Below are 13,473 nucleotides of genomic sequence, written 5' to 3' on the forward strand. Positions count from 1 at the left end.
CTGTGACGGGATCTGATGCTTTTTCGTGTATCAGGCGCTGGTTTTGTTTCGCTTAATCACCTTCAGCCTGGTGAATTCCTCGCGGTCCTTTTCTTCCAGCGCATTTGTGATGTTTCTGGTCAGCGCCTCGTAGCGCGGGATCGTGATATTCTTAAGCGCGTTGGCGCGCTTCTGTGTCCGCTTGATGCTGTTTGCCAGGCGGTATGCGGAATTTTCCACCATGGACAGCTTTACCGTAAGCTCCTTCACCTTTTCAAAGTGGTATCTGGCCTCGTCTAAGGATTCCTTGGTGCTGTAGTAGGCATACGTCAGATTCAAGGGCCGTTCCTCGTGCTGGACGAGGGGAATCTCCGTGCCCATGATGCTGCGGGTCTTGATACGCACCGTATCGTCCACAGGGACGGCCGCGGCGATGTCCTGCACGTAATTGATGCCTAACTCAATATTGGCCTTCTGAAGGGCCTTGTAGGCCGCTGTAAAGGTGGTGTCGATCTCAGACTGGATCCCCTTGGCCTCCTCGATCAGCCCCATCAGCTCCTTGATTAAGATATTTCGCTTTTTATCCATCAGCTCATATCCCTGGCGGGCCAGCGTGAGGGAACTCTTGGCGAGAATTAAATTACCCTTTGTGGGAAATGTATTCGGGTCCATACGCGTCCCTCCTATTCTTCGGAAGCTTCTGCGGTTGTCGGCTTATAGTACTGATCCAGTACCTTGGTGTCGATACGGTCGAGTTCTGCTCTCGGGAGAAGCCCTAAGAGCTCCCAGCCGATGGTCAGAGTCTCTATGATATTACGGTTGGCATGGTTTCCCTGGCCGACGAAGCGGCGCTCGAATTCCTTGCCGAATACCAGATATTTTTTGTCTATCGGAGACAGCTCGTCTTCACCAATTACGGAGGCAAGCGCTCTTGCGTCGCCTACCTTGGCATAACAGGAGAACAGCTGGTTTGCCACACCCTGATGATCTGCTCTCGTAAAGCCCTCGCCAATTCCATCCTTCATCAGACGGCTTAAGGACGGCAGTACGTTGATCGGCGGATAGATGGACTGGCCGTATAAGTTCCGGTCCAGAACGATCTGCCCTTCCGTAATATATCCCGTAAGGTCGGGGATCGGGTGGGTGATATCGTCGTTGGGCATGGTGAGAATCGGTATCTGGGTCACGGAGCCGTGGCGTCCCTTTACGATGCCGGCGCGCTCATAGATGGCGGCCAGCTCGCTGTAGAGGTAGCCGGGATAACCTTTTCGGGAGGGAATTTCACCCTTGGATGAGGATACCTCACGGAGCGCCTCCGCATAAGCGGTCATATCCGTTAAGATAACCAGAATATGCATGCCTTTTTCAAATGCCAGATACTCAGCCAGCGTAAGCGCCACCTTTGGAGTGATCAGACGCTCAACGACCGGGTCATTGGCCAGGTTGATGAACATGGCCACGTGGTCGGAAACACCGCTTTCCTCGAAGGTACGGCGGAAGAAGTCAGCCACATCGTATTTGACACCCATGGCGGCGAACACGACAGCGAACTTCTCACTGGACTGCGCGTCGTCGCCCAGCGATGCCTGCTTTACGATCTGGGCCGCCAGATCGTCGTGGGGAAGTCCGTTGCCGGAGAAGATCGGCAGCTTCTGGCCGCGGATCAGCGTCATAAGGCCGTCGATGGCCGAGATACCGGTACGGATATAGTCACGGGGATACTCCCTCGTAACCGGATTTAACGGTTTGCCGTTGACGTCCAGACGGATATCGGAGCTGATGTCGCCAAGTCCGTCGATGGGCTCGCCGACACCGTTGAAGGTACGGCCCAGCATATCCTCAGACACCGCCAGCTCCATGGGGCGGCCGGTCAGTCTGGTATGAACGTTTCTTAAAGCCAGGCCTTCCGTCCCTTCGAAAACCTGAATAATCGCCTTGTCTTCGTAAACCTCGATGATACGGCCGATTTTCTTTTCCCGTCCCTCTACAGTCATTTCCACAATCTCATCGAAAGCCGCATCCTGGACGCCCTCTAAAACGACCATGGGGCCGTTAATAGCACTTAAGCCTAAATATTCAATTGCCATTTTATGCCGCCTCCTTATGCGTTGCGCTCGATGACGGATTCATAGAAGGCATCAATCTGCTTCCTGTAGTCATCAAACATGTCGAGTCTGTCATTAGGTACATCGTACTTGATGGAGATGATCTTATCGAAAATCGGGTCCTCCTTGAGCACGGACATCGGCATGCCCATGGAGACGAGGGAACGTGACTTTTTATAGAGATAGAGGATTAAATCCATCATTTTAAACTGCTTTTCCATTGGAACACACGTATCGTCCTTATGGAACGCGTTCTGCTGCAGGAAACCGATTCGGATTACCTTTGCGATCTCCAGGATCAGCTTCTGGTCGTCGGGAAGCATATCGCCGCCGATCAGCTTGACGATCTCCATCAGGCTGCTCTCCTGTGTCAGCAGGAAGACGAGACGGTTTCTGTAATCAACAAATTTCTTGTCCACATGTTCCACATACCATGGGGCTAAGTCGGTCAGATACTCGGAATAGCTGCTCAGCCAGTGGATCGCCGGGAAATGACGCTCATTTGCCAGGTTTCTGTCAAGGCCCCAGAAGCAGCGGACGAAACGCTTGGTGTTCTGGGTAACCGGCTCGGAAAAGTCGCCGCCCTGCGGGGATACCGCTCCGATAATGGTGACGGAGCCTTCCGTTCCGTTCATGTTCTGCATCATGCCGGCGCGCTCGTAAAACGCGGATAAGCGGGATGCAAGATAAGCCGGGAATCCTTCCTCGGCAGGCATCTCCTCCAGACGTCCGGACAGCTCTCTTAAGGCCTCCGCCCATCTCGAGGTGGAGTCGGCCATGATGGCCACGTTGTAGCCCATGTCGCGGTAGTATTCCGCCAGGGTTAAGCCGGAGTAAAGACTGGCCTCACGGGCGGCCACCGGCATATTGGAGGTGTTGGCGATCAGCGTGGTGCGGTCCATTAACGGATTGCCGGAGCGCGGGTCGATCAGCTCGGAGAATTCCTCCAGAACCTGGGTCATCTCATTGCCCCGCTCGCCGCATCCGATATAGATGATGATATCGGCGTCGGACCACTTGGCAATCTGGTGCTGGGTCATGGTCTTGCCGGTACCGAAACCGCCGGGGATACAGGCGGTGCCGCCCTTTGCCAGCGGGAATAAGGTATCGATGATACGCTGGCCGGTGATCAGGGGCCGGGAAGCCGGATATCTCTTAAGGGTAGGTCTCGGTACTCGAATCGGCCATTTCTGTGTCATGGTAAGCTTCTTCTCCGAACCATCCGGAAGCTGAAGCGTCAGAATTTCATCGTGAATCGTGTAGGAACCATCGGAAACAACATCGAGGACGTAGCCTTCCATGTCCGGAGGAATCATGACCTTGTGGACAATGGCCGGGGTCTCGGGAACCTCTGCGATGATGGAGCCCGGGAATAAACGGTCGCCCTTTTTAACGGTGATGTGGGTGTTCCATTTCTTTTCGCCGTCCAGGGAGTCCACATGGACGCCGCGGTCGATATAGGCGCCGCCGGTCTTTGCGATCTCGGTTAAAGGACGCTCGATACCGTCGAATATGTTGTTTAAAATGCCGGGAGCCAGTGTGACGGAAACCGGTGAACCCGAGGCCGTAACCGTTTCTCCCGGTTTTAATCCGCTGGTTTCCTCGTATACCTGGACGATGGTGCGCCCGGAGGTGAGACCGATGACCTCGCCGACTAAGTTATCCCTGCCGACGTAAACCATTTCATTCATTTTGAATCCGGGGTCGCCCTTTAAATAGATAACAGGGCCGTTGATACCGGAAATTGTGCCAGTATTATTCATTGGTGATACCTCCCTCCAGATCCTTTAAGTTAAAGCGGAAATCCCGTCTTGCCTCCTCCAGTTTTGTCTGGAAGGAGTTGTCAATCAGGATATGGCGGGATGGAATGACGGCCCGTGTGCCGCCGCCGAAGGAGTACTCACTCACGCGGATGTCGGCGCTGTTGTGGAGCGCCAGACGGTTCAGTCTCGTCTCGTCCGCCGGGTCAATGTAGATCGTAAAGAATTCGTTTCCGGCAAATTCTCTGGCGTGGCGGATCTGCTTCTCCAAAAGCTGTGAATATTCGGGAGTTTCCATGTACTGTTCCAGCACATCCTTAAGCTCCACAAAAATTTTGTCTTTCAGCTCTTCCTGTTTATGTCCGAGCTCCCGTTTGATGCCAATCTGCTCCAGGGAAAGCTTTTTGTTCGTCTCATGTTCGATTCGTTCGCTTTCCAGTTCCACCTGCTGTTCGGCTCTCCGTCTCGCATCTGCCTGATGCTCTTCAAAGGTCTGTTCCAGGGCGGCGGTATATTCATCGAGCATCTTCGCACTGCGGTTTCTCGCATCTTCCATACAGAAATCCAGGAAATGCTGTAATTTTTCCTCAGTTGTCAAGATGACCACCTCTTTCCTATAGTTTTAATCCGATGGCTTCGTTTACATAATCTGTGATAAAGTTCGGCTTGCGGCCGGTACCATGGCGGTCGGGGATTTCTATGATGAGGGGCAGCTTCCGGTTCAGCTTTACATCGTCGATGATGTCCGGAAACTCCCGTCCGAATTTTTCTGTCAGTAGAACAATTCCGATCTCCTTGTCGGCCAGGACTTTATCCAGTTCCTGTTTTAACTCAGCCTTTTCATGGACGACGGCACCTTCCACCCCGGCCAGCCTCATGCCGGTCCAGGTGTCGATGTTGTCGCTGATTAAATACATTTTCATCGATTATAACTTACCTAAGATCATGAAAGAAATGATCAGACCGTACAGACAAACACCTTCGGCAAGACCTACGAAGATCAGTGATTTACCAAGGATGGAACCATCTTCGCTGATGGCGCCAAGAGCTGCGGATGCAGCGGCTGATACGGCGATACCACCGCCGATACAGGCCAGACCGGTGGAAAGTGCGGCAGCTAAATATCCCATGCCTGCCACGCCGGAAGCTGCGGCAGCCGGTTCAGCAGCCGCTGCGCTGCCGGAGAACATAAAGACTGCGGATACCATCAGAGTGCCGAAGAATAAGAGGGCGTTAGCACCCAGCGCCTTTTTGTAACGGCCTTTGGATTTCTCACCCATGGCAAATGCGCCGAAAGGAACTGCGATACTTAAGAATAAAGCTGCTGCTAAGGTTATTTTGACTAAAGTTGACATAATAAGATACCTCCTGATCGATTTTATTTAATTTGTCTTTCCGTATGGTTTAAATGCACGGCCGGTTCCTCGGTAGAAACGGCTGAACAGCTCGTAATATTCAAGACGGAGCACCTGGATGCCCACGATTAAGCCCTCCATGCCGCACACGAACAAGTTGCCGAGTACGACGATCGCCCAGTTGGGGCTGCCGGCTTCCGCGCCGGACAGCATGAGAACAACCTCCATCATGGCTGCATGGCTCACTGCGAAAGCGCCTACTCTGACGAAGGAAAGCGTGTTGGAGAAGTAGCTGAGCAGTACCTCAAACAGTTCGAAAAATCCCTGAACCACAAACATGCCTTTGCCTGTCGGCATGATCTGTGCTTTCTTTTCCAGAATATGGGTAAGCGGTTCCTTGAAAAACATGATGAGCAGCGGAATCCCAAACATGATGACTAACAGAATGGTCGCCGGTACCGGATTGCCCGTCATATATAATACAATTGTGAGAACCAGGCTCGCATAGAACACGAGACCCGCCACACCGTTGGTGTCAAACCATGTTTTTTCCGGATCATGATCCCGGAGACTGTTGATGATATTAAGCACCATGGTCAGCAGGATGATCCCCATGCCGATGGAGACGGCCACGATAAATACCGTGTTCAGTTTACCGATAAACGGCAGATTCGTCATGTGTTCCATAGGGCGCAGCCATACAGCGCCGATGATATCCTCGAAGCCGAACACGCTGCCGAACATGAAGCCGAATATGGTGGAGAAGAAGCCGCAGCAGGAGATGATAGCCGCCAGATTCATCTTCTTGAACCGGTAAAGCAGAAAGCCTCCGAGAAGGAGACAGAGTCCCTGTCCCACGTCTCCGAACATGAAGCCAAAGAGGAAGGAATAGGTGATGCCGATCAGTATGGTCGGGTCGATCTCGTTATAGGCCGGAAGGCCGTACATCTGGATAAACATTTCAAACGGCTTAAACAGCTTCGGATTATGAAGCTTTGTCGGCGGTCTGCTTATGATATTGTTGTGGTCATCCTCCACGATGCAGAAGGTCTTTTCATCGTTTGAGATCTCCTTCTGGAACGCCTTGGCTTCCTTTTCACTCATCCAGCCGCACAAGATATAGAAGGTGTTGACGTTCTGCTTTGTGCACGCCGCCAGCTTCCTGACGTTAAAGTTGGTGGAGAAAGTGGAAAGCTTGTCATGGGAGGCCAGAAGCTTATCGTGCTGACTGCCCAGGACCTCGGCCATCTGTCTGTGGATGCTGTCGATATCCGCCTGCAGCGCGGAGATTTTGTCCTCCAGGGTGTGAATGGCATCTAACGGCGTGCCCTCGTACTCATCCGGAAGGAAGAAACGTTCGAAGTGCATGGAGGAGTAGATTGCGTCAATCTGGTTGGAAATGGTCTCGGGCACGAAATAGACGACCCAGACGTATTCCTCGTCCTCACGGCATTTGTAGAGCACAGTATCGATGGAATCATAGACGTAGCTCTCAAACTTCTTATAATATTCGTGGGAAATGCGTCCGAATCTGAATTTAATGTATTTAAAATGCAGGATCGAACTCAAATCGTAGTTAAGCCCCGTAAAGGGAACTACCTTGTCTAAGGATTCCTGTAAGGAATCGCGTTCACCGGTGAGCACGGCTTCTTTTTCCGTAAGCTCCTTCACCGTCGCGTCCAGTTTTTCAATAGTGCCGATGGCCTCTTCAATGGAAACTGCGGTGGTTGTGGTCTTCGGCGCTGTGGCCGGAAGCAGTTCCACCAGCTCAGCGGCACGCTGGTATGTGTCCCTGTACGGGTTAATCTCAATATATGGTCTTAAGTCTTTTACCGTCTTTAATTCTGACAGTGCATTTTCCAAATGGATCTCGTATTTGGACAAATACGTGTCAATGACCCGGTCGATGTCTTCTTTGGGCCCGGTGATACTTAAGAACTTCATCTTTTCTATCACGGATAGTAACCCCCTTTACTGGTTCTTTACCACATAGGAGAGAATTTCATCCGGGCTGACGCCGTAACGGATACTCTCTATGACGGTAATAATCTTCTGAATCTCCTCCTCCTTGAAATAGAGGTATGAATTCAGTGTGGCAATGGAATACGGATTCTTGCGGCTGGTGGCACTGTAAATTTTGTTAAGCGCTTCCTCGGCCAGCATTTCCAGTTCAGTCTGATCCGAGGCATCCATATCTTCCAGTCTGCCGTAGTAGGTTGTCTGCAGCGCATGGAAGAACTCATCCAGCGTTCCGGCTTCCACAAGTTTTGTAATCTGCTCCTTCCTGATATGGAACTCGATGGGAATGAGCAGTGCATAGATGTCTGCCGGCTGCAGGTTATAGTATTTTTTTGAACGGTATATCCACTGAATATTTAAAAGGTCCAGTTTGCTGCCGAAGCAGTCGGTGAGGAGCTTCTGTTCTGTTCGGGAAAGATACTTTCCCTTGACCTTCCAGATGGTTTTGAAATACAGAAGATCCAGATGGATCTCGTAATCAAACAGGGAGGGATGTTCCACATCATCTAAATGGGTCAGTAAATCGTAATAGATCGACCCGTCCAAATTAGAGATAAATTCCTGTACGCTTCCCGATGAAGACAGCTTTATTAGATCAAGCTTTGAGTGCTTCTCAAAAAATTCCTGAAATACGGATAAGTCTATTTCAGGCTTCTGGTGGCCCAGAGCATTGCGGAAGCATTTTTTCAGGATATCGATCTCATAGTGCATGAAATATAAATCCAGGAATTTGCGCTGCGAGAGATTCGCAAAACGATAGAGCTTTGCAAAATCCTGGTATTGAGACAGTATCAGGCGCTGTTCGATGGCACCCCGGTGTAAGTCGACTCCCTCCAGATTGGAAAAAATCATGCCGTAAGCGGGCAGCCTCCGTAAGTATTCCACTGCGTCAGATACAGATTCAAGCGTGGACATCTCGCCAAACTGGCGGTCGGTGATCAGATGGCTCTCCATGGCCCGGACCTTGGTGGTGATGCCGCTGTAGGATAGCAGGCCTCCCATATGATCACTCCTTTATCATTTTTTTAAATAGTTCCTCCACATATTCTGTGTGATGTTCCTGGTAACGTTGTTCCATTGCGCGAAGGACGTTCTGGGAATCGTTCCGCTGTTTCTCGAGACGTTCGTTCATCTCGATCTCCATTCTGGCCCGTAGTTCTTCAATCCGTTTATTCGTCTCAGCTTCCAGCTGAGCATCAAAAGCTGCCGTCCGTTCTTCCATTTCTTTGGCAAATGCCTTTTTTCGTTCGTTGGCATCTTCCATAATCCCGGTGGCAGCAGATTCGATCTCGGATATCTTTTCAATCACAGTATCCATATATTGCCCTCCTCTTTCCTATAAGCACCTGGCGGGCGTTTGCGGCCGCTTACGTGCAATTCCTGTCACATCCATTCAGCGTATCCCTTATGATCGGGCATAATGAGGTCTCTCATGAGCTTAGTGGAATGACTGATTATGATAAAACCTGCAAATACACAAGTTTCAACTTATAATCATACTACAAATTTAAAAATTTTCCATAGTAATTTTAGAAATAGGTCATTAAAAATTATGGAAATTCAATATTATTTCATTTTTTTGATGAAAAATTATCAAAAATCAGCTTTTCTGGGTAATCATGGAAGGTTCAATCAGTGAAAGAAAAAGAAAGGAAGAGAGTATACGTTTCACTATTAAAAAACGCGGTGCAGACATAGCCGCCATATGACGTCTGTCTGCACCGCGTAAATAATTCGTTTTCCGCGGAGTCATGGATCGTACCGTGATTCTGTATTTTAGAGCTTACTGGGCTGCAGTTGTCGCTTCTGTACCGGCGTCTGATGGCTGAGGTGCTTCCTCTGCGGCCAGATACTGGCTGGATACATAGGCCTGCTTGCCCTCGAACATAATAACCGACCACTGCTGATCATAAGTCTGGACGAAATCAACCACTGTACCAGGGGCAAGCCTTCCTAACACAGCGCCGGTAGTTGACGGTTCGGCTCTGACATTCAGATTAGGTGTTGCCGTGGTCTTATAAATCATAGGCGCTTCCGTGGCGGGCTCTGGTTCTGTAGCCGGTTCCGGAGCTGCAGTCGCTTCTGTGGTAACTTCCGGTGAAGTGGACGGAGCGCTTGTCTCCTTCTTATCATCCTTACCGCCAAACAGCTTAAAGAGCCCCATGGCAGCCAGAACGACAACGAGGATAATCAGGAAGATCACTGCCGGTCTTAACAGATCGTAGGGATCAAATCCTTTTTTCTTTGAGCGTCGTCTGCTCCGGTTCGCCGAAGATGGTCTCTGCGCTGTTCGCTGGCCGCTTCTCTGGGGAGACGAGCTCCTCTGGCCGGTGCTTCTCTGAGCCGGCTGTGAAGATCTTGAGGCCGGGCGCTGCTGCGGCCTGGTGGGCGTGGTACTGCGGCGTCTGCCGCTATAGATATCTGCAAAGGCTGTAGCTTCCTGGGAAAGAAGCTGGAACGCTTCGTTCGCATCGTAAGGGCTGTCATTTCCGTCGTGAACAGCTTTGTTGCCGAGTACCCGAATTCTGTGATAGTGGTCTTTCGTGGCCTGTGATATCCAGTGCCCTTCGAACAGCTGGTCAATACTGTCTGCCAGATCCCCATCTACAATCAAAGCCTTTTCTCCAAGGCAGTTTACCATAAATTCCAGTGTCTGGCGGGATTTGATCATGGCCAGATTATACTGCTTCTGGCCGATGAGACGTTCCGTCTCCCGGACACTTTGCTGGATCCTGGTCCAGGTGTTGTTGTCTGTAGTTCCCATATGCTTCCTCCTTTGCAAAAAACGATCGTATACCAATATACAGATATTATACTAGATTATCTCTAATTGTGCACCTATTATTTTGAAGTTTTTTATTTGTAAGAGAAAAGTAAAAAATAACCCAAAACAAGAATGATCCTTCTGTCAAATGGGCCTGTACTTGCGCTCGGATCGTATTGTATGGTACAATCAGAACGAAAAATTAACAGGTACTGGAGGAGATAGATATGAGATTACGCCATATTCCAGGCTCGGAGGAAGAGATCGCAAACAGCCCTTACGTGGTTTCCAATCCGGAAGAGAAGAAGGGGCGCTGGAACGGCGTCTTTGGGAATGATAATCCAATAGAGATAGAAGTAGGCATGGGAAAGGGCCGGTTTATTATGGAGCTGGCCGCCAAAAATCCGGAAATCAATTATGTTGGCATTGAGCGGTACTGCAGCGTCCTCCTGAGAGGCATCCAGAAACGCCGGGAGATGGAGCTTTCCAATATCTACTTTATGTGTGTGGATGCGAGAGAGCTTTCCGAGATTTTCGCCCCGGGTGAGGTAAAGAAAATTTATCTGAACTTCTCAGATCCGTGGCCCAAGGACCGCCATGCGAAAAGGCGCCTGACGTCGGAACCGTTTATGGAAGTGTATGATAAGATTCTGGCATCGGATGGCGTCGTAGAATTTAAGACGGACAACCGGGGACTGTTTGATTATTCCCTGGAGTCCATACCGGCAGCGGGCTGGGAGATACGAGAGTATACGTATGATCTGCACCATTCCGATATGGCCGGGGGAAATATTATGACGGAATATGAGGAGAAGTTTTCCTCCATAGGAAATGCCATATTCAAGCTGGTGGCAGAGCGAAAAAGAAACGAATAAAGAAAAAGAATTAAAGAAAAGGACTGGCACGCCGGGACCCTCCTGTCATAGAATAACGTTAACAGGATATGACAGGAGCGGTCCATATGGGAATGAAAGACAAGGTAACCGTAAAACTTCTCCAGGCGACAAGCGATAAGACAGAGCTCAACAAGAAGGCACTGCAATGGAAGAAATCCTTCGTGGAAGTGAACAAAATTCTCGGTACTTCCTCCCCGAAAAAGAAGAAAAATAAATAATTATGAAAGAGCTGTAAATTTTTTGTAAAAAAGGGGTTGACTTTTGTCAAACGCAGTTATATAATAACACACGTGTCACCGAGACAGGCACACAAAACTGAAGAGAAGCGCCTTTAGCTCAGTTGGTAGAGCAGTAGACTCTTAATCTATTTGTCCAGGGTTCGAGTCCCTGAAGGCGCACGAAAAAGTTCCGATTTTGCAGACAGAGAGTTGCGGGGTTGGGGCTTTTATTTCGTGTTATGACCAGATAAACCTTGTTTTATAAGGCTTTAAGAGCATTATCGAGGTGTGAGATACTATTCTCTACAGCGATTAACTCATGTGCAAAATGTTCGTATTTTTTAGTAGTTTCTATACTCTCATGACCCATTAAAATGCTTAAATCGTAGACACATGTATTTCCCTTTTCTTTCATATTATCAATACAGAAATTAGTAGCAAAGTTATGTCTTAATTTATGTGATGAAAATTTAAATGGCAATTTCCGTTCCAAACGATAAACAAACAGACGAACAGCATTACCGGATAACTCATTTCCCCTACGATCTAAAAATACATAAGGTGAATCAGTGAAAGGACACTGATTAAGATAAGCATCTAATAACTGTATTGAAACATTTCCGAGCGGAACCATTCTATCCTTAGAGCCTTTACCAGTTACTTTCATAACATTACGTTCCCTGTCAACATCACATTTAAGCAATGAACAAACCTCAGCTTGTCTTAAACCAGAATCAAGCATCAAGGCAATGATAGCACGGTTACGGGCTGTAATCCATGAAACCGATGTTTCAACAAGTGAAAATATATACTGTATCTCAGTATCAGAATAAATATGTACGTTCTTCTTTGGAGACTTTGGGACTTTAATTTTTAACGGATTAAAAGAAAGTCCATATTCTGTATATGCCCAACGGAGAAATATTTTAATATTGCGAATATAAGATGAATTCGTACCTTTCGACGTAGTGCCGTCTAACAGCTTAAGTATATAATCCGACACTAAACTATATGAAAGCGATTCCAAGGGCAAATCAGAGCCTACAAAGCGTATAAAAAGCGATAACGTAGCCTTATAATTGTGAACTGTATTTTTGGCAACACCATCTAATTTTTTTTGTAATAGAAATTCATTTAAACAATCGTTAAGCGTCATATAAAGCACCTTCCAAAGCACGCTGTATTAAATGCCTTAATTCAGCAGATATACGAGACGAACCATTTTCAATCAGATCATAGATAAAACTTAAATCTCCATCAATACGATAAATAGCTGAAATTGTAGGTGCAACCTGCTTTATAAGCCATTCTTTTTTATCTTCCAGTGTTTTTTCAGAAACAGTCTGATACAGGCTAAGTTTACTAATACCACAGATAAAATCATTCCATTTATCAGACGTCGAACAACGGGAATCCCTCTCATTATCACGCTCGATCAGCCGTAAATAATTAGCCAGAATACCAATTACTGTATTTGAAAGGTTATTTCCGGATATAAGATACAAAGCAACCGCACAAGCCCTCTCCTTATGCAATTCTATTTCCCATCTTACCCAAGGATTTTTAACGAAATCACAATCCTTTTTCGAGTTCTGTTCTAACTTTTTATCATATATACGAAACATAATTTCACTGGCACGACTGCCTAAATAAATTGTATGTCCCGTCGTATTCCCTTTGCCTTTTTCTATATTCAGCTTCCATTTTTTAAACTTTGAAACATACAAACCGGAATTAAAAATATCAGTCAGTTCATCTAAGGAATAGTAACAACAGCCAAAATCATCAACAGCCAGATCTAGCCGTGTCAACTGGCCTTTATCCATGATATCCTTTAAAAGATCAGAAAGAACCGTAGAATCAAAGGATTCAACAGAATAAGACAGTTCACCGAAAGGAGTCATATCACAGGTTTTCTTTTCTTTATAAGAATTCAGGAAATAACCGACAGCAGAGCCAGAGACATCAACATGAACCCCCATATCATCGTTACCGTCGTATAAAACATGAATAGGACATATAGTATGCTGAATACGGGATTTATAACCATAGCGTCCGTTTAAGCCAGTCTGGAAGTCCTCCATACGCAAACCAAAATACGATACAACATCAAGATACGACATTCCGTCTTTAACGGTAAAAGAAAGCCAGTCGACCGATAAATACAGGCCGTTTGCCAATGTCTCACAATCGCCAATAAACATAAGTTTCCTTGTTTCCTTTCTGGTTTTACTACCCCCGTATTACGGGGGTAAACCCACAACCGAAGAAACGGAAGTGGATAATTTTTTTTACTGCATCACAAAATAAACTTTTAAACGTTATATAAATAAGAGTGTTTATATAAGAGTTAATACTTTCATAGCATCGCTAAATC

At 47.7% G+C, this 13,473-nt stretch carries 14 protein-coding genes and 1 tRNA gene; 3 read left to right on the forward strand and 12 right to left on the reverse strand.

Going from position 1 to position 13,473, the window contains the following annotated elements; genetic code table 11:
* Positions 1–30: 30 nt before the first annotated feature.
* The 10 genes from NE473_RS14165 to NE473_RS14210 all read right to left on the reverse strand — a co-directional run bounded on the left by NE473_RS14165 (position 31) and on the right by NE473_RS14210 (position 9,982).
* Positions 31–651 (reverse strand): V-type ATP synthase subunit D, encoded by a 621-nt coding sequence (locus tag NE473_RS14165; RefSeq protein WP_006773297.1) that lies wholly within the window; start codon positions 649–651, stop codon positions 31–33.
* 11 nt (positions 652–662) lie between these two features.
* Positions 663–2,066: a V-type ATP synthase subunit B gene (locus tag NE473_RS14170; protein ID WP_006773298.1), complete on the reverse strand. Its 1,404-nt coding sequence runs from the start codon at positions 2,064–2,066 to the stop codon at positions 663–665.
* Positions 2,067–2,080: 14 nt separating this feature from the next.
* Positions 2,081–3,847, reverse strand: a complete 1,767-nt coding sequence (locus NE473_RS14175) for a V-type ATP synthase subunit A (RefSeq protein ID WP_006773299.1) — start codon at positions 3,845–3,847, stop codon at positions 2,081–2,083.
* Positions 3,840–4,442 (reverse strand): V-type ATP synthase subunit E, encoded by a 603-nt coding sequence (locus NE473_RS14180; protein ID WP_055650170.1) that lies wholly within the window; start codon positions 4,440–4,442, stop codon positions 3,840–3,842. The genes NE473_RS14175 and NE473_RS14180 overlap by 8 nt, the downstream gene beginning before the upstream one ends.
* A 16-nt stretch (positions 4,443–4,458) precedes the next feature.
* Positions 4,459–4,767: a V-type ATP synthase subunit F gene (locus NE473_RS14185; RefSeq protein ID WP_002605354.1), complete on the reverse strand. Its 309-nt coding sequence runs from the start codon at positions 4,765–4,767 to the stop codon at positions 4,459–4,461.
* 3 nt (positions 4,768–4,770) lie between these two features.
* Positions 4,771–5,199 carry an ATP synthase subunit C gene (locus NE473_RS14190; RefSeq protein ID WP_055650169.1) on the reverse strand — a complete coding sequence of 143 codons (429 nt, stop codon included), beginning with the start codon at positions 5,197–5,199 and terminating at the stop codon, positions 4,771–4,773.
* Between the two features lie 27 nt (positions 5,200–5,226).
* Positions 5,227–7,155: a V-type ATP synthase subunit I gene (locus NE473_RS14195; RefSeq protein ID WP_055650168.1), complete on the reverse strand. Its 1,929-nt coding sequence runs from the start codon at positions 7,153–7,155 to the stop codon at positions 5,227–5,229.
* A 15-nt stretch (positions 7,156–7,170) separates the two neighbouring features.
* Positions 7,171–8,220 carry a V0D/AC39 family V-type ATPase subunit gene (locus tag NE473_RS14200; RefSeq protein ID WP_022030249.1) on the reverse strand — a complete coding sequence of 350 codons (1,050 nt, stop codon included), beginning with the start codon at positions 8,218–8,220 and terminating at the stop codon, positions 7,171–7,173.
* A gap of 4 nt (positions 8,221–8,224) precedes the next feature.
* Complete coding sequence (locus NE473_RS14205; protein ID WP_006773305.1) at positions 8,225–8,536, reverse strand: hypothetical protein; 312 nt, start codon at positions 8,534–8,536, stop codon at positions 8,225–8,227.
* Positions 8,537–9,001: 465 nt separating this feature from the next.
* The gene (locus NE473_RS14210) at positions 9,002–9,982 is read right to left on the reverse strand and encodes an SH3 domain-containing protein (protein ID WP_055651074.1); all 981 of its coding nucleotides are present in this window, start codon (positions 9,980–9,982) and stop codon (positions 9,002–9,004) included.
* A 227-nt stretch (positions 9,983–10,209) separates the two neighbouring features.
* Here NE473_RS14210 and trmB point away from each other — a divergent pair, with 227 nt between their 5' ends.
* The 3 genes from trmB to NE473_RS14225 all read left to right on the forward strand — a co-directional run bounded on the left by trmB (position 10,210) and on the right by NE473_RS14225 (position 11,276).
* Positions 10,210–10,857 (forward strand): tRNA (guanosine(46)-N7)-methyltransferase TrmB, encoded by a 648-nt coding sequence (gene trmB / locus NE473_RS14215; RefSeq protein ID WP_055651073.1) that lies wholly within the window; start codon positions 10,210–10,212, stop codon positions 10,855–10,857.
* Between the two features lie 86 nt (positions 10,858–10,943).
* Positions 10,944–11,096 carry a hypothetical protein gene (locus tag NE473_RS14220; RefSeq protein WP_022030252.1) on the forward strand — a complete coding sequence of 51 codons (153 nt, stop codon included), beginning with the start codon at positions 10,944–10,946 and terminating at the stop codon, positions 11,094–11,096.
* A 107-nt stretch (positions 11,097–11,203) separates the two neighbouring features.
* Positions 11,204–11,276 (forward strand) — tRNA-Lys (locus NE473_RS14225).
* A gap of 79 nt (positions 11,277–11,355) precedes the next feature.
* Here NE473_RS14225 and NE473_RS14230 read toward each other — a convergent pair.
* Positions 11,356–12,252: a tyrosine-type recombinase/integrase gene (locus NE473_RS14230; RefSeq protein ID WP_256265292.1), complete on the reverse strand. Its 897-nt coding sequence runs from the start codon at positions 12,250–12,252 to the stop codon at positions 11,356–11,358.
* On the reverse strand, positions 12,242–13,300 hold the full coding sequence (locus NE473_RS14235) for a replication initiation factor domain-containing protein (RefSeq protein ID WP_256265293.1): 1,059 nt from the start codon (positions 13,298–13,300) through the stop codon (positions 12,242–12,244). The genes NE473_RS14230 and NE473_RS14235 overlap by 11 nt, the downstream gene beginning before the upstream one ends.
* Between the last annotated feature and the right edge of the window lie 173 nt (positions 13,301–13,473).

Source organism: Hungatella sp. SL.1.14, assembly GCF_024460495.1.
In the GTDB taxonomy this organism is placed as follows: Bacteria; Bacillota; Clostridia; order Lachnospirales; family Lachnospiraceae; genus Hungatella; species Hungatella hathewayi.